We start from the raw sequence: 15564 nt of genomic DNA on the forward strand, positions 1-15564 counted from the left end.
AGCAGCGCCTAGGAATTATTTGTGTTGTCTTGAGCCTTCTAAGGTCACTATTACTCCATTCTCATTGGTGTTTGTGTCTTCTTAAGTAATTTAGAAAAGATAGGTTTTAAGCAAAAAAGAGAAAACACTGAAACAATTGCCATCACTAAAATGCCAACTAGTGGAATAGCATAACCAAAGGTAAAACTAGCACCGACCACGTGTCCCAATATGCATTCTGCGCGGTAGATTGGATAAAATAATCCAGCTATCAAAAGTCCTAAGGCTGTATACATGGTGAGGCTTTGATAACCGAACTCCCAAAGGGCTGATTGCAACAAGCTAAAGAGTAACATCACAAAGAATGCGACCAAAAACTCAGTAGGAATAACCACGGGTGCTGTTTTTTTAATGCGCTCTGTGCCAATTGCTTTATGTAGCCGCAGTGCAGTAAGCCAAGCTAATACGGGAATTATGATAATGCCCCATGCGTTAGATACTGCTGGAAAATCAGCTCTGTGAAGTAAGTGGTGACTCACTATTCCGCCATTTAAATGTTGCCACATCAGCGTTAATATCACGAGCAAGATTGCCGATGTAATTAGGCCTTTGTTGATTTTGTTCGCTTTGACTGAAAGCATGTTTCTACTCCTAACTGATTAAACTGTAATTTAACTAAAAAAGACGGCTGAAATGCGTGGCCACCACATCATGACAGCGGCCGCGCAGACACCAATCGCGGTGATCACAAAACCTAGGCTCATCATCACCGCGATTATCCAAACCGGTGCGCTGACGTTGGTTTGGCGTTTTGCCCAAAAGTAGAGCTCTGCGAGTACCATTGGTAGCAGATAGCAGGCAAACGAAATAAATATATCGACAGGGCCATCTAAGGTTACGGTATTGCCATTGAAGCCTTGATTGACCATGTACCAACCAAACAAATAAAGACGAAACGTCCACACCCCATTAACCAAGAAAAAACTATGTGCGGCATAACGTTGATGTGCGGCGATATTTTTTTGTATGGCAGCGCGCCAAGCAAAAAATATCGCAATGGGAATTAATATACCGTTGAGTGTTATCCCAATGGCACCAACATCGCTTAGCCTAAGACCGGTTACCCAAGTGAGATATAACCCTGTGAGTGCGCCCGAAATACCGAGAATAAAAAATACGCGTCCGTTGTAGCGATGAAAGCGTGGAAAGCGTTTTCGCACCGCAGGAATAAGCTGTAATAAACCGTTGGTGGCTAAAATCACAGCGGGTAAAACATGGCTAAAAAACACCTTGGCATCTTTTGTGTGTCCACTTGCTGGTGAAACCGCTGCACTATGCTCTGTGAGTCCCACGATAAGCGGGATGGCATATAGGCCTAAGATATAAACAGCAAACATCCATTGCCCGAGCAGTGCGACACACACCCAGCTCTTTGCGGCACCATTCAATACGCTAAAGGGACTAAAGAAAACCCCTGTTGTTTTGGTTAGATTGAGGGAAGACAAAATACTTATCCTTATAAATCAATAAACTTGGTATATAAAATGACAAGGTTTTGCTATCTCGTCGCTTTGATTTTGAAAATCGAAGCAAAGAAAGTAGACCGAATTTTAAAAATGCTGGTGTTAAGTTTGCTTACAAAGTTAATTTGAATGCTTTTGGTGTGGCTGTTAGAGTTTCTGCGTCTATCAATATTCCTTCAATCGCCATGACTATTGAAAACTATTACCTACTTTTGCTTAGCCTATGTTGCACTTTGGTTGTTGCTCAGCTTTTTGTAAAAGAGAAAAAAGCAGCACATTTACTCTTTGCTTTAGTATGCGGCTCAATAGCTTTGGCCACCACCAAAAAGCTGACGCAGGACTCCTTAAATGGATATCAGTATTTAATTGGCATGGGCGCTTGTGTGACCTGTAATGGGTTTTGGTTGCTTGCAAGGGCATTATTTAGAGAAAAACATGCCATTTTAAAAAGGCATATTGTGTTTGCAATCGCCATTGCTGCCTTAGTCGTGTGGCGGCAAGGCTATTTGTTTATCGACAGTCAATTACACATGGCTGCTAGCGGATTAGTTGAGTGGCTTAACATTGCGGCGTATGAGCTTACTTTGTTGTTGTCATCTAGTGTACTCATGCTGGCATTTTGGGAAGGGTGCCGAGGGTTCTCGCAGTCTCAAGGGCAAGAAAAAGCACAAAGGGTGCTATTTTTATCCGCTTATTTTATTTGCGTCGCAGGCACTAAACTAATCGAAAATCGCTTTGCCGATAATCGTGAGGTTCAAGAATGGGCGATGACAAGCGCAGCTATCCTCATTATATTGACGGCGCAAGTGTTACTGTATTGGCGATTTTCATCTCAACGTACAAGTACATCCATTAGGTGCGTCGAATCAAATGAACCAACACAAACCGAGGATGATATTGCGCTCCAGCAACAGGTGGAACATTTTCTTATCGAGCAAAAAGGCTTCCTCAAAGAAGGGTTAAAAGTTGCTGACTTAGCTCAGCAATTTAATGAACCTGAATACAAGATAAGTCGAGTGATACGACAAAACCTGCAAGCGCGAAATTTCAGCCAATTGGTCAATGAGTTGCGGGTTGAGCATGCCAAAGTGCTGTTACAAGACCCCGCTAAACAGCATTGGCCAGTGCTTGTCGTTGGCCTGGAAAGTGGTTTTGCGTCGGTTGGACCATTTACTAGAGCATTTAAAATCGCTACGGGAACCACACCAAACCAATTTAGAAAGCAAAATAGCCAAACGCAGGTGCTACGTGAAGCACAAGAGTAAGTGGCGATTAATCTAGCTTAGTCAGTTTGTATTGTAGCTGCTGAATAGGTAGCTCTATCGTCTGTGGGTCAAGCTCTGGCGTAATATCACTGACCGGAAAGACGTTATCAATTTCCACCGCATTCGCGATAGCGTTTGTATCGCCATTGGATAAAAAAGTAAGTTGGGTGTAATCACTGGGCTGTAAGTCATACCGAGCCAGCGTTGCCTTTAAGTCTATACTGTATTCGTATGCGGCTAATAGGCTACCTGCGTTATCGTTGTATCTGCAGATCCGCCATTGATAGCTACTTTTGATAAACTCCAGCGCCCAAATCCCACCTTTATCTTGGATCATTTGTTGTGGTTGTTGGCAGGGCTGTGGTAGGGGCAGTAAACGGCTATGAGACCAAAGCCCCTCGTGGTTTTGGCACAATAAGTCGCCCTTACCAAGGTCGATAATATGCGAGCTTAGACCATATTGGCAAAACTGGGAGGCGGGAATGAAAAAGGGAGCGCTGTGCTTGTTAAGCGCGCCAAACGCAATATAGCCCATTAATACCTCAGTGTTGGTCATCCAGCCAAGGTAAACATATTCATCATCTTGCCAGTTTATTGATGCGATTTTCCCCTGTTTAACGGTGTTAGTCAGCGTGAAGTGGTCGCTTTTACCATTAAATGTACAAGTCAAACTGCCTTGTGTAGCGTCGATGTTGCATGATTGCTGAACTTGCTCCTGTGATAACCGCTTTATTTTAGAATTTGGCGTTTGATGGGTTAGCGCTGAGGTGAACTTAGCCGCAGCAGACAACAGGCCGGTTTGATCTTGTTTAAAACGACATTTAGGCTGTATCTTTGAGGAATTGAGCACGACACTACCATCAAGTACAGCAAGCTCACAGCTATTGGCTATGGTACAAGCCGCGAGCAACATAACGCCACCAAAGGCAATCCAAGTGTTTTGCAAATCACAATACTCATCAGTCATCAGCTACATTCTATAAACATAGCTGATAACACCTTGATTAAGCAATATGTGCAGCAATACCCGATTTTCCCATAGCGACTTCGGCTTTTAGTACTTGGCCGTTGATGTAATCGCCACTATTTTGCTTTCGGTAGGGGATTGGCTTTTCACTAAATACGTGTGTTAAGCGCTCTGACCAATTGGCAATTTCATCAGTTATACGTTGATTAGGCTCGCCTTTTGCGTCGAAAATAACATGGTTTTGTAGAACGTCCATACCTGGGAAAAACAAAGTCCCGTGCGTGATCGGAAATAGTAATTCGTCCATTGTGCCGTTTATCCCTAAAGGAGAGTAATCCTCATATCCACCACCTGTGGTTACACAAATTAACGCTCGTTTTCCCTGTAAAACTCCCTCGCCGTAGCGCAATTGATTCCCTTTGTTTTGATAGCCGTAAGCAAAGCCATAGGCATAGACTCTATCGAACCAGCCTTTAAGTATGGCAGGCACGCTGTACCACCAAAGCGGAAAATGAAAAATAACCAAGTCGGCAGCCAGCAATTTTTGCTGCTCTTGAATAACGTCTTCGGTTAGGGTGTTTGAGTGATATGCCTTGCCAGACGCTGCAATAATCGCAAGTGGTGCTTGAGAGTCATCTTGCGGGAAGTCGGTTGCGTCAACCACAGCCTTCCAGTCCATTTGGTATAGATCTGAAGTTTGAACTTGCAAGCCCATGCGCGTTAAGGTTTCGACACTTGTTTTGGCGAGTGTCTGGGTTAAGGAAGTCGGCTCTGGATGTGCCGATACCACTAGTGCGGATTTGGTCATGATAAGTGCTCTGTAACGAATAGGAGTTGTTACTATCTCTGTAATCTTGCTATAAATGAAATTGAATATTTTTACCCTAGGTATAAATTAAATGGATAGCAAAAAGGTGGACTTAAACCTGCTTCAGACTTTGGTGGTGCTACTGGAAGAGTGCAATGTGACCAAAGCGGCAGATAGGCTGAACCTCAGCCAGCCAGCAGTAAGCACTCAGCTAAGTCGGCTGCGCGGGCTATTTGATGATCAGTTATTAGTCCCTATTCATAAAGGCATGCTACCAACTGCCAAAGCGCTTGCTTTGCTGCCGGAACTTCGCGCTGCGATGAAGCTTGTAAGTAACGTGTTAGTAGAGCATCAAGACTTTATCCCTGAAACGGCCAATTTAACCTTTAAAGTGGCATGTACCGACTATTTACAGCTGGTGGTGATGACAGAGGTGATACGGCGTTTAAAAATAGCTGCGCCCAATATCAAGGTCGTGCTTTGCCACTTAACAATAGCAACACTTGCAGCCCAGCTACAACACTCAGAACTCGATTTGGCATTAATGTCGCCGGAATGTGGGCCTGATTCGTTAAGATTTAAAACCTTATATCAAGAGAAGTATGTCTTGATTGGCAGAAAACACCATCCACAGCTAACGTCAGAAATGACAATAGCAGATTATGTAAAGCTTGAGCATATTGTGGTGTCTTTTGAAGGAAATAGCACCTCAACATTCGTTGATTCAATCTTGCAGCAATATGGTGTATCGAGGCAGGTGATGACGTCAGTGCCCTCATTTTTATTGGTGCCGGAACTGGTGAGAAATACCGAGTTGGTTGCACTGATTCCGGCTCGTCAGGCATCAAAACTCGAAGCAGATTTTACCCTCGTTGAAAATCCGATACCTGACTGTGCTTTTGACGTCGCTATGGTGTGGCACGAAGTACAGCATCAATATCCTGCACTTCGTTGGTTACGAGCGTTTATCAGTCAGACTATGGCTGAGGTTTGTTAGTTATTTCGTCCAGCTCCTCGGTTGGCTCACTATTTTGCTCATTGTCGTCGAGTTCATCGTCGTTATCGCGAGGCCTGTCTTCGTCAACGACAAGCAGCTGTTCGTGTGCTGTTTTTTCTTCGATACGCGGGTCCATGGTGGCTGCGAGCGGTGAGCTGGTAATATCAGAAGTCGCAGCAACATAGTCGCTAGGCTCTGGTTGCTCAGCTTTTTGTCTGGCGTTGATAAAGTGGAGCAGTAAGAACATGACAACGGTTAGTGCGCTTAACGAAGCATATAGGGCTTGATGACCAAAATGGGACATGATCTGTGCAATAGCGGCCGAGCCAACACAGGCACCTCCGCCAAATGCCACCAACAGTGCAGAAGAAACGCCAACACGGTCTTCATCATCAACGCGGGAGTTTGCTAGTGCCGAAGAAAGTGGATACATGGTAAATGCGAATAACCCAAAGCCAAAAGTCAGCCAGAGACTGTAGCTTGGACTCAGTGGAAGCAAAAATATACAAAGAGAAATCAAACCGATAAAAACAGCGTTACTGCGCAGTAAGATACTTCTGCGAACTCGGTCAGAGATAATGCCCATTGGCCACTGCGCAAGCAAACCTGCAAAAATCGTTACCGACATATACATAGCAATTTCTTCGGCATTAAATCCTGACTGGCTGGCAAAAGTCGGGGCAAGGCCATAAAAACTACCATTAATCACTCCGGCAAAACAGACCGCAGTGAGAGACTGAGGCACTTTTTTGAAGTAGGTAAACAGACTTACTTGAATAGGCTTAAGTGGCTTAGGGTGGATCCGCCTCGTCGTTGAAATAGGGATAATTCCAAAGGATAAGGCAACAACAATTAAAAACAGCGGCGCATAGCCAAGCTCAGGAAAATTAGAAAGCGCAAATTGCCCTGTTACCATACCGAGGTAGGAGGTGAGCATGTAAAAAGAAAATACTCGTCCCCGCTGCTCAGGCGCTGCTTGTTCATTTAGCCAGCTTTCGAGCACCATAAAGTTACACATCATGCCAAGACCCACCACAAGTCGTAGTCCAAGCCAAAGATAGATATTGTCACTCACCCCATGTATTGCTACGCAGGCTGTCACTGCCGCTGTGCTTGCCGCAAACGCGCGAATATGTCCAACTGATTTGATCAGGTGATAGCCTAATTTGGCACCGAGCAACAAACCTAAGTAATAAAACGAGGTAAGCAAGCCAATCCAAAACGTACTGACGCCGTGCTGGCCTAAATAAAGCGCTAAGTAAGTAGTCAGCAGGCCTGTCCCACCGACTAAGAATAGATTTGTTAAATAAAGCGATGGAAAAGATTTCATATCGACCTTGGGACTCATTATGGATTTGCGTGTAACGCTATAATAGTAGGGGACAAATAGTTTATTTCCAAGCAATCTTTGGTGTTTGGCTTAGGTTCTACCTAGTACATTTTTGTTCAGGTTTTCAGCTTGTTGCTGGGGTATCTGATAAGGCGTTGAATAACGAGAGTGAACCTTCTTTAGGGCTAGCATTTAAAAATAACTGTGCTCAAAAACCAAAGTAACGAGTGCATAGGCGGAGAAAATGTATGAGTTAAAGCTCTTTTAACTAATTGAAATAGAAAGTTACTTTTTTATATTTACTCCAATTAACTAGCAGGACGTATAAACTGAGCTAGTGCGGTAGATTCTTTGCTCAAGTTTATAAAGGAGTAACAGAATGCGTTTCAATTTTTCGCAGCGAGCAATTTATATTCAGGTCTTTCTAGCATATCTTGGAGCTATTTTAGTACAGCGACTAGGGTGGGAGTTAGCAGGATGGTTTAGTGGATCTCCACATTGGCGTAACTTTACTGAGAATTTACTCGGTGTAGTGTTTGTCATTTTGATTGCTAGATACTTAAAAGTCTGGGAAAAAATATATTGGTTAACCGTAGATGCCAAACAATACTGGTATCTTTTTGTATTGCCACTGGCATACGTATCAATCAATATTTCTCAGTGGTACCCGCATTCGTTTTCGGAAATTGCTATTGGTAGTATCTCAACCCTTTTCACTGGAATTTTAGAAGAGGTGTTATGCCGAGGTATTGTAGTGTACATATTACTTTGCTGTTATGTCAGTGGTGGCGCTCGGCGTCCAGTGTTGAAAGCTGCATTCTTCTCTGCGCTTTCGTTTGGTATAGTTCATTTGGTGAACGTGTTTGAAAAACCGGATTCAATTGGTGTAATAATTGGACAGGTTATTTATGCGACCTTTATTGGTATGGGGTTTGCGGCATGTTACCTAAGAACTAGAAGCTTAATTCCGCTTATTGTTATACATATACTCATTAATTGGTTTAGCTTTATGGGTCATGATCCTACGAAGGCTGAAGCTGCCTCTTTTATTGCCACCGTTCCTGCTATCATTGTGTGTTTTCCGCTGTTTGTTTACGGCGTGATGATCCTTTATAAATCGGAAGAAGCGGTGCTCAAGCGTTGGTTAGTGAATAAGGAAGTAAATTGATAGATTGGAAGACCTTGCCGCTATTTATTGCCAGTATTTTATACATACTACTTGCTGTGCGACTAATGCGATTGAGGTATGCTCAGCTTGATGATGAGCATACCTCGGGTCACCTGATTGGACTGTTTGTTGTTTTGGCTACTTTGTTGGCGGATGAGTTTTTTGTTCAAAACAGACTTTTGACGGAAGGTCAGGGTTATTGGGCGTTACTTATTACCAGCCTAAACCTAGTACTCGGGCCTTTGACCTATTTATATGCATCGGCACTATGTAAACGTTTTAGTTGGAGTAAAGTGGTACTGCACCTAAGTCCGATTATGATGTTTTTCATACTGAGTATTTGCGCTCAAAAGATATATCCAGAATTACAGCAAAATAGGTTGTTTCTCACTTTTTTTAGTTTACTTTTTTTGGGAAGCTTATTGCCATATCTCATGTTTACGTTTGCACTATTGAAGGAATATCTCGACTCTATTAAGGCACACTTCTCAAACGTGCAACGTCATGATGTTAGCTGGTTTAAGTGGTGGCTCTACTTAATTACGGCGATGGCGATTTTAGTCTGTACATCGCCATTTATGCCTCAGCTCTTTTGGCTTGATACACATTGGCTGTTGTTTATTTTTGCTCTGTTACTAAGCACCAAAGTTGATTTTATTGCTCCTTCTGCAATTGCCCCTTTAGATACTCAAGTGACGGTAGAAAAGGAGGCGTTAAAGGGCATTGAGAAGGTGTTTACTAAAATAGATAGCGAAGTTAAGAAGCAGAAATTGTATCTGCGCAACGGTTTAACGCTTAACGAGTTAGCCAATGCGTGTGTGATGACTACCCACGAAGTGTCTCAAGCGATAAACCTGATCTATCATTCAAACTTTTATGATTATATGAACAACCTTAGGGTAGAAGAGTCAAAGCGTTTATTACTGCGATCACCAGCCCAACAAGTTACAACAATAGCTTATGAATCAGGGTTTAACTCTAAATCTTGTTTCTATAATATTTTTAAGCAGCGAGTGGGTTGCACGCCTACAGAGTACCGTAAAAAGTCGGTATTGAATTAGCTTAAGATGACAGGCTAGTTTGCAAATTTCAAGAGCTGTGCTTGATTGGCATTTCTACATTTTGCCAGCCTGCCGGGCTGAGTGGACTGTTGTAAAAGCCAGCTTGAAAATGAACACTTCCTTGTGTTCATAAACAATAGTGATATTTATGTGGCTTAGTATCAGTCCTGTTCGAGGAATAATACCAATTGAAGTAATACTCCAATACTTAAAATAGCTGGTATAAAAATCACACAATCAGGGCATCTCACCCTGAGCAGTTGGTATTAATTCCCCTGATTCATCTGCGTTAATTTATCACCAATGGGTTGAGAGAAGTTATAGCCATCGTATTTGTCCCAGTTAATCGACCATGTCATCACGCCACCAAAGTTCGGATAAGTCTTACTTGGTTGGATAGTGCCACATCCTGTACCTTTGGTTAAACAATCTAAGGCATTGATGATATTGCCGATAGGCGCTTGACCTGAATTTGCCGACTGTGGACCAGAAGGTAGACCGATGGCTACTTGGTCATCCCTAAGTGGTGCAAAGCGGGTGCCATCAGCAAGATCAAATCCCTCAATCAACATTTTTGCATGGGCAACCATCATGTTCACTGAGCCCTCAGGGGCGCTTCCCGGTTCGTATGGGTTAGGTAGGCCGCCATTGTTGTATAGCTGTACGTGAAGTAAATCTAATGTATCGCGTAGCTCGTTTATAAGTGGAATATAAGCGCCCCAAATACCTGAATAGGCAATCATGCCACCATGTACATAGGGATGCTCGGGGGCCATGGTAAGTACCATATTGCCACCAATATTTTGTTCAATTTGCTTTAATGCTCTAGGCAGCCGAGCTTGGATCTGAGAGCCATGCACAAGGTTCGAGCCACTCTCTAAGTCGATATCGAGCCCGTCAAATCCCCATTGTTGAATAATATCGGTGAGGCTACTGACAAATGCCGCTTCATCGGCATCCGTATTGAGGGTAATTGTGCCTTCTGCACCACCAAGGCTTAGCACAAAAACTTTACCTTGCGCTTGTAGTGCCTGCATGTCGGATTTGAATTTTACCGGGTCGATAGGCGGGCAGTTAGAGCGAATGTCTTTTTCAAATGGTGTGAAGTGCACTGTACCATTCGAATTTCTATCATTTTCAGCAAAGGCAATATCTATGATGTCCCAAGCAGTAGACATCTGATCAAGTGGAATAGGGCAACCAGCTGGATTGACAAAGTTATGCCAATAGCCAATCAGTTTGTGCTTTTTACCGATGGGTTTGTCGATGACTTGAACAGTCACGCCGCTACTGGACAGCTGATCATTATTGTCGTTGATGGCCGTGGCATAAAGTGTTTTTGTGCCGATTGAGGCCGGTGCATAACTATATTCGTAGGGTGGCGTTGTGTCTGTATTGAGTAACACGCCATCAGCATAAAACTGTACTTGAGTGATTTGTCCAACAAAAGAGGATGCTTGTGCAATCAATTGAGTGGAATTACCCAAGGTAATTTGGCTGCCGCTAGTGGGGGCGAGTAAATCAACGGCAATCGGTTTATCTGTAACATTCACTGTAATTGTTTGCTCGCTTTGATTACTTTCGTTATCGAAGGCAATGGCTTTTAAGCTCACCGGGTTGACGGCTGTCGGTGTCCAGCTGTGACTAAGCGTTCCCTGATTGGCTGTGGCGAGGAGTGTGTTGTCGGCATAGAGTGACAGTGTAGCAATACTGCCGTCTGTATCTTGAGCACTGACAGAGATAGTGGTGGGCGCATTGACCAAAACAGTACCATTATTGGACGGGCTTTCGAACGTTACGGTTGGCGCGATTGCACAGATCCCTAAATCGCTCCATGCATCGCTCCAATACTGGCCTGCACCTGGCTCATATGCCCATTGCGCGTTTGAGCTACACCAACCTGCAATATCACAGCGATATTTACGATTATTATGAGCGACGAGTTCACCAGCCTGGTAATTTTGTCCAGCGCTGTATGCTCTAAGGCCTAGGCAGCCACCTCCCACTTTTGTTAGCACATCGATGGCAAGGTTTGCCTCACTTACCAAGCCTTGATTGTCCATCGCTTTTACATTTAGTTGGTTCACGCCAACTTGCTCCGCTTGGAATTGGAACTCAAAAGGAGAGGTTGTTAGGTTCGCGACAAGCTGATTGTTCACGCTAATTTCCACTCTCGCAATAGTACCGTCGCTATCTTCAGCTGTGATGCTGATCCCTACCATATCGCCTTGATAGAACTGCTGGCCGTTGGCTGGCGCTACAATGGATACGTTCGGTGGTAAATTTCCTCCGCCCGGTTTTACTGTGATCCGTGCTGATTGCGAACTTCCGGTTAGCCCTTGGGCATCGGTGGCAATTGCACTGATATCGTATTCGCCAAGTACTGCGTTCCAAGTGGTTTGAAATGGCGCGGTAGTGTCCGTAGCGATAACTTGCCCATTTACTAAGAATTCGACATAAGCCAGGTCACCATCGACATCATTGGCATCAGCGGAAAAAACAGCGCTGTCATTTTCGCCCAGCACCGCGCCATTATTTGGGCTGGTGAGTACGACACTCGGCGCTTGACCTGACCCCATTGCACAAGTCCCCAATGACCGCCAGACATCATAAGGACCGGAGTGGCCTGCTGGATTGTCGTTCTGACTATACCACTTTGCTTCATATGCTTGGTTTTGGGACTGTGTGATATCCCCTTGTCTGTAGACTTGTTGTTCAGACCAAGGGCTTAAATTACTACAGTCGTAGGCGTTTGCTTGGCCTGCGAGGATGAGAGCACCACTCGTCCAAGCCAATCGTAATATAGAAGTTGGTTTCATACTGATCCCTTACATGTTGTTGTGTGTTTTATGAACAAAACCAAATTAGCATATAGGTAAATAATTCGTTAATCAACACTCGAGTTATGAGTAAATCTCATCGCTGCAATAACCTGAGCATCGCAATTTTAATTCGCATATTTCAAATAATCGGCTAGGTTTAGAGGGAATTTAACGGACTTTATAGGATCCATATAATGGCGACTTCTTCAATTCCCTCCGGTTATCATTCACTCACGCCTTACCTCATTGTGGCTGGTGCAGCAAAAGCTATCGAATTTTACCGAGCTGCTTTTGGCGCGAGCGTAAAGCTTCAGTTACCTATACCAGATGGAGGAATAGCACATGCGGAGCTGCTGATTGGTAACTCTTATGTGATGCTTTCAGATATGTGCCCTGATATGCACTTTAAAGATCCCAATGAGCTTGGTGGTACGCCCGTTAGCTTGATGTTGTATGTTGACGATGTGGACACTGTGTTTGCGGGGGCAATTGAATTGGGGGCACAGCAAGTCACGCCCATTTGTGATCAGTTTTATGGTGATAGGGCGGGAACGCTACGAGACCCATTTGGTCATGTCTGGACGATTGGCACGCATAAAGAAGATCTCACAGAAACCGAGTTACTCGCGCGTATGGCTGATTTTATGGATAAGCAACAAGATGCCTAGTTGAGGTAAGCTTATCTCATTAGATTGCAGATTTATTAATTTTTTGTTTGTTTTTGATGGTGCGTTTCTTTGAGGTGCTTGGTTAGAAGTTATTATTTAACATGTGGTTAAGTGTTGTATTTGTGGTGAGTGAATTTTAAAGTTGATTTTATTGTTAATAATGTTGAATTTTTTATTTTTTCATGGCAGCTTAAGAATTAGTGATAAATTTTGATCACTAAACGACTATTTCAAGGAAATGATAATGAAATTAAAATTAAAAAAATCAGCGTTGAAGCAACTAGATAAAAACCAAAACCTACCTTTACAGCAAACCCCTCAAGTAGCTGGCGGTGCTGAGCCAAATACCAGAATCCCATGCCGTTTAACGGAAACGTTGACTGGTACGGATTATGGTCAGTGCCGTTGTTAGTATAGTCGAGCAGTGTTTTAGGTTAGCCTGATGAGGTGGAGAATCTACTTGTTGGACTATCAACCTTAAACAACATAATTTATAAATTAAGATTAACTCAAGGATAATAAGATGAAATTGAAATTTAAAAAAACAGCATTAAAACAATTAGATAAACAACAAAGCTTGCCTCAAGAGCAAACACCAAACATCGCTGGTGGTGCGACAGGTATTCGTTGTCGTCCGCCTTTGACGGAAACTGGTAACCAATACTGGCAGTGTGAGTGTTAAGGTTAGTGATAAATTAACTTGCATAAGCTCACAGTAAAGTGAGCTTTTTTATTTCCGAAAGTTACCATTTTATTTTATTTTATTTTATTTTCATATAATTCAATGATTTACGTATTTTGTAACGCCTCAATAAGTTAAGCGGTTTACGCTTTAATCCAGCAGCAATTACGGTCTCTGTTGCAGCGAGTATGCGCTCGGCGCTTTTACCATCGCGGTAAGGGTGCACTTGCTGAATATATTGCTCAATACGTTCACTTTGTGCGTCGGAGAGGTTGAGTGCTTGTTCAACCGCTGCAGATAATTGGCCTGCGTCGGTAATATTGATTAAGGCATCTTGAGGTTGGTGATTATTAAAAGTGATAACCGGTTTACCAATTAATAGTGACTCATCAACGGCGCTAGAGGTATCAGAAATCACCACATCGGCTTGCTGAATGAGTGGAATAAGATTGTCATTTCCGGCGATTTCAAAGTCGCTGATGGTTTCAAGTTCTATGTACATCTGTTGCCACTGCTGTTTCGTCTTAGGATGAAACTTAAGTTGGACTTTGTATTTTCCTGATTCTGCGAGCTGTTTGATTTGTGCATGTAATGCTTCAAGCGACGTGAGATTGGGTGAAAAAGTGGGAGCGTACAGTATGACTGGCTTTTCATTCTCTTGCTTGGTGTAATCAAAATAAGGGTCGAGTTTTGGCCAGCCAGTTTCAATCACTGAGAAATAACCATGTTTTTGTGCAAGTTGGTTAAATGGCGCAGTGGTAATTGGGCCGTGAGTACAATACAAATCGAAGAAACCGCGGATCCCAAAGTGACCTTTCTTTTTATATTCCAATCCGTGAAATACTTGCACTTTGGCGCCTGGAAAAAAGTCAGGAACAACGTTTCCAGGTACAAATACTGCTCTGGGGTTAAACGCCTTGACGTCCTCTACGCTCAGTAACTCTGATTCGTCTGGTGCAAGTGAACTTGAGTTTACATCTTTACCTTTTAAAAACCATTTCACCACATCACCGTTTGCACGGATAGCATTTTGGAGGGGTCTTAGAATGGCAAAGCTATATGGCTGCTCAATGTAGAAAAGATAATGTTTAGGCATTGAAAGTCACTTATAAAATCAGAGTTTATGGCCAGCACTTGAATGGCGCAGCTAGGGCCAGAGCGATATTAAGCAAATAATACCGCTTTTACCGCATCAATACCAAACATCCGTTACTTGGCTGTACTGTTGCTGATACGTGAATGCACCTCAGTGGCTTGAGCCATCATGTTATCCATTAAGGTTTGTACTGATTCGATTTCTCGAATTAAGCCTTGAGATTGACCAATAAATTGCACGCCATGGTCTAAATCTCCGTGGATTGTGGCGGCTTCAAGCTTTTCGGTGGCGGCACCAAAGAGTGACAGCATCTTAATTTTATCGAATTGAGATAACAGTCCTAGTAGTAGCTTCCATAAGGGCATGTCGACCATTTTTGCAGCCTTGAATGATTTTATGATGGCCATGAAAAAGTTCATCGGGCGGCGCGTTGCCTTTTCAGCCATGGGGGTTTTCATTACTCGAGCATAAAGACCATCGAAGTTTTTGGAATAAATCGTCTGTTCAACGTCTTTTTCCACAACGGTATTTTTGACATGTTGATGCAAAGGGCTTTCTTTAGATGTTGCAAAACGAGAGCCCATCGCAACGCCCTCTGCGCCAAGCGCTAGCGCGGCGATAAGTCCTCGACCATCGGCAAATCCCCCTGCGGCAATTACAGGTATATTGACGATATCGACTATGCTCGGCACTAAACACAGTGAAGTCACTTCACCACCATGGGCTGCGGCCTCATGACCTGTAACTAATAGCGCATCAACGCCAGATTTTTGTGCTGCTAATGCATGCTTTTGCGTCACCACTGTGGCAATGACTTTTCCGCCGTAGGCTTTAGCTGCTTGTACTAGCCAATCGCCTTTTCCTAAAGAAAAATTGATAACAGGCACTTGCTCTTCTAATGCGACTTTGGCATTTTCTTTGGCGCCTGGCATCATTAACGTCACACCAATACCAAAAGGCTTATCGGTGAGTGCACGAATTTTTCGTATTGCTTGACGTGTCTCGTCCTGACTGAGCGGGCCCGTGGCTAAAATACCTAAGCCACCAGCATTGCTCACTGCCGCAACAAGCTCAGGGACAGAAATCCAGCTCATGCCGGGTAATATAATAGGCTTTTCGATGCCAAATAATTCGGTGATAGCAGTTTTCATCATTGTTATTCTACTGGTCAGATGTGTTTATGAGCATAGCTGGAATT

Annotated in this window: 15 protein-coding genes; 7 read left to right on the forward strand and 8 right to left on the reverse strand. The window is 43.4% G+C overall.

All coding sequences use genetic code 11. The features are described from left to right. Positions 1-50 precede the first annotated feature (50 nt). Together L3V43_RS14725 and L3V43_RS14730 are read right to left on the reverse strand one after the other, a co-directional pair. Positions 51-620: a hypothetical protein gene (locus L3V43_RS14725; RefSeq protein ID WP_095727337.1), complete on the reverse strand. Its 570-nt coding sequence runs from the start codon at positions 618-620 to the stop codon at positions 51-53. 30 nt (positions 621-650) lie between these two features. Continuing rightward, a complete protein-coding gene (locus L3V43_RS14730) occupies positions 651-1484 on the reverse strand; it encodes a DUF2306 domain-containing protein (protein ID WP_237116837.1) in 834 nt (277 codons plus the stop codon). 50 nt (positions 1485-1534) lie between these two features. On the opposite strand from L3V43_RS14730, the gene L3V43_RS14735 reads away from it, so the two are divergent. Further along, positions 1535-2767 carry an AraC family transcriptional regulator gene (locus L3V43_RS14735; RefSeq protein WP_237116838.1) on the forward strand — a complete coding sequence of 411 codons (1233 nt, stop codon included), beginning with the start codon at positions 1535-1537 and terminating at the stop codon, positions 2765-2767. A 7-nt stretch (positions 2768-2774) separates the two neighbouring features. On the opposite strand, the gene L3V43_RS14740 is transcribed toward L3V43_RS14735, so the two are convergent. Both L3V43_RS14740 and L3V43_RS14745 read right to left on the reverse strand, forming a co-directional pair. Continuing rightward, entirely contained in the window at positions 2775-3734 is a 960-nt protein-coding gene (locus L3V43_RS14740; RefSeq protein WP_237116839.1) for a hypothetical protein, read from the reverse strand. Positions 3735-3771: 37 nt separating this feature from the next. Next, positions 3772-4542, reverse strand: a complete 771-nt coding sequence (locus L3V43_RS14745) for an NAD(P)H-dependent oxidoreductase (protein ID WP_102056339.1) — start codon at positions 4540-4542, stop codon at positions 3772-3774. A 91-nt stretch (positions 4543-4633) separates the two neighbouring features. Here L3V43_RS14745 and L3V43_RS14750 point away from each other — a divergent pair, with 91 nt between their 5' ends. Beyond that, positions 4634-5539 (forward strand): LysR family transcriptional regulator, encoded by a 906-nt coding sequence (locus tag L3V43_RS14750; RefSeq protein WP_174170757.1) that lies wholly within the window; start codon positions 4634-4636, stop codon positions 5537-5539. On the opposite strand, the gene L3V43_RS14755 is transcribed toward L3V43_RS14750, so the two are convergent. Continuing rightward, positions 5520-6869, reverse strand: a complete 1350-nt coding sequence (locus tag L3V43_RS14755; RefSeq protein WP_237116840.1) for an MFS transporter — start codon at positions 6867-6869, stop codon at positions 5520-5522. The two genes, L3V43_RS14750 and L3V43_RS14755, sit on opposite strands and share 20 nt — an antisense overlap. Positions 6870-7248: 379 nt before the next feature. Here L3V43_RS14755 and L3V43_RS14760 point away from each other — a divergent pair, with 379 nt between their 5' ends. Together L3V43_RS14760 and L3V43_RS14765 are read left to right on the forward strand one after the other, a co-directional pair. Continuing rightward, on the forward strand, positions 7249-8037 hold the full coding sequence (locus L3V43_RS14760; protein WP_102056341.1) for a CPBP family intramembrane glutamic endopeptidase: 789 nt from the start codon (positions 7249-7251) through the stop codon (positions 8035-8037). Continuing rightward, positions 8034-9098, forward strand: coding sequence for a helix-turn-helix domain-containing protein (locus tag L3V43_RS14765; protein WP_235368727.1), 1065 nt, complete (start codon positions 8034-8036; stop codon positions 9096-9098). The genes L3V43_RS14760 and L3V43_RS14765 overlap by 4 nt, the downstream gene beginning before the upstream one ends. Positions 9099-9364: 266 nt before the next feature. Here L3V43_RS14765 and L3V43_RS14770 read toward each other — a convergent pair whose 3' ends face one another. Next, on the reverse strand, positions 9365-11917 hold the full coding sequence (locus tag L3V43_RS14770; RefSeq protein ID WP_237116841.1) for an Ig-like domain-containing protein: 2553 nt from the start codon (positions 11915-11917) through the stop codon (positions 9365-9367). A gap of 197 nt (positions 11918-12114) precedes the next feature. Between L3V43_RS14770 and L3V43_RS14775 the strand changes: the two genes are divergently transcribed. The 3 genes from L3V43_RS14775 (at position 12115) to L3V43_RS14785 (ending at position 13270) form a co-directional block, all read left to right on the forward strand. Then, positions 12115-12588 carry a VOC family protein gene (locus tag L3V43_RS14775; protein WP_237116842.1) on the forward strand — a complete coding sequence of 158 codons (474 nt, stop codon included), beginning with the start codon at positions 12115-12117 and terminating at the stop codon, positions 12586-12588. Between the two features lie 244 nt (positions 12589-12832). Next, positions 12833-13000 carry a hypothetical protein gene (locus L3V43_RS14780; RefSeq protein WP_017217813.1) on the forward strand — a complete coding sequence of 56 codons (168 nt, stop codon included), beginning with the start codon at positions 12833-12835 and terminating at the stop codon, positions 12998-13000. A gap of 111 nt (positions 13001-13111) precedes the next feature. Next, entirely contained in the window at positions 13112-13270 is a 159-nt protein-coding gene (locus L3V43_RS14785; protein ID WP_167310207.1) for a hypothetical protein, read from the forward strand. A 79-nt stretch (positions 13271-13349) separates the two neighbouring features. Here the strand turns inward: L3V43_RS14785 and L3V43_RS14790 are convergent, their stop codons facing one another. Together L3V43_RS14790 and L3V43_RS14795 are read right to left on the reverse strand one after the other, a co-directional pair. Beyond that, complete coding sequence (locus tag L3V43_RS14790) at positions 13350-14366, reverse strand: UDP-N-acetylglucosamine 2-epimerase (protein WP_102056344.1); 1017 nt, start codon at positions 14364-14366, stop codon at positions 13350-13352. A gap of 113 nt (positions 14367-14479) precedes the next feature. Beyond that, positions 14480-15526 carry a nitronate monooxygenase gene (locus L3V43_RS14795; protein WP_323054436.1) on the reverse strand — a complete coding sequence of 349 codons (1047 nt, stop codon included), beginning with the start codon at positions 15524-15526 and terminating at the stop codon, positions 14480-14482. Between the last annotated feature and the right edge of the window lie 38 nt (positions 15527-15564).

It is taken from the genome of Pseudoalteromonas sp. L23, from assembly GCF_021728455.1.
Classification (GTDB): Bacteria; Pseudomonadota; Gammaproteobacteria; order Enterobacterales; family Alteromonadaceae; genus Pseudoalteromonas.

What these genes read in the sequence shown, in the direction of transcription:
- L3V43_RS14780 (WP_017217813.1), top strand. Translation starts at nt 12,833, where the DNA reads ATGAAATTAAAATTAAAAAAATCAGCGTTGAAGCAACTAGATAAAAAC.
- L3V43_RS14770 (WP_237116841.1), bottom strand. Translation starts at nt 11,917, where the DNA reads ATGAAACCAACTTCTATATTACGATTGGCTTGGACGAGTGGTGCTCTC.
- L3V43_RS14740 (WP_237116839.1), bottom strand. Translation starts at nt 3,734, where the DNA reads ATGACTGATGAGTATTGTGATTTGCAAAACACTTGGATTGCCTTTGGT.
- L3V43_RS14790 (WP_102056344.1), bottom strand. Translation starts at nt 14,366, where the DNA reads ATGCCTAAACATTATCTTTTCTACATTGAGCAGCCATATAGCTTTGCC.
- L3V43_RS14760 (WP_102056341.1), top strand. Translation starts at nt 7,249, where the DNA reads ATGCGTTTCAATTTTTCGCAGCGAGCAATTTATATTCAGGTCTTTCTA.
- L3V43_RS14725 (WP_095727337.1), bottom strand. Translation starts at nt 620, where the DNA reads ATGCTTTCAGTCAAAGCGAACAAAATCAACAAAGGCCTAATTACATCG.
- L3V43_RS14745 (WP_102056339.1), bottom strand. Translation starts at nt 4,542, where the DNA reads ATGACCAAATCCGCACTAGTGGTATCGGCACATCCAGAGCCGACTTCC.
- L3V43_RS14755 (WP_237116840.1), bottom strand. Translation starts at nt 6,869, where the DNA reads ATGAAATCTTTTCCATCGCTTTATTTAACAAATCTATTCTTAGTCGGT.
- L3V43_RS14750 (WP_174170757.1), top strand. Translation starts at nt 4,634, where the DNA reads ATGGATAGCAAAAAGGTGGACTTAAACCTGCTTCAGACTTTGGTGGTG.
- L3V43_RS14785 (WP_167310207.1), top strand. Translation starts at nt 13,112, where the DNA reads ATGAAATTGAAATTTAAAAAAACAGCATTAAAACAATTAGATAAACAA.
- L3V43_RS14775 (WP_237116842.1), top strand. Translation starts at nt 12,115, where the DNA reads ATGGCGACTTCTTCAATTCCCTCCGGTTATCATTCACTCACGCCTTAC.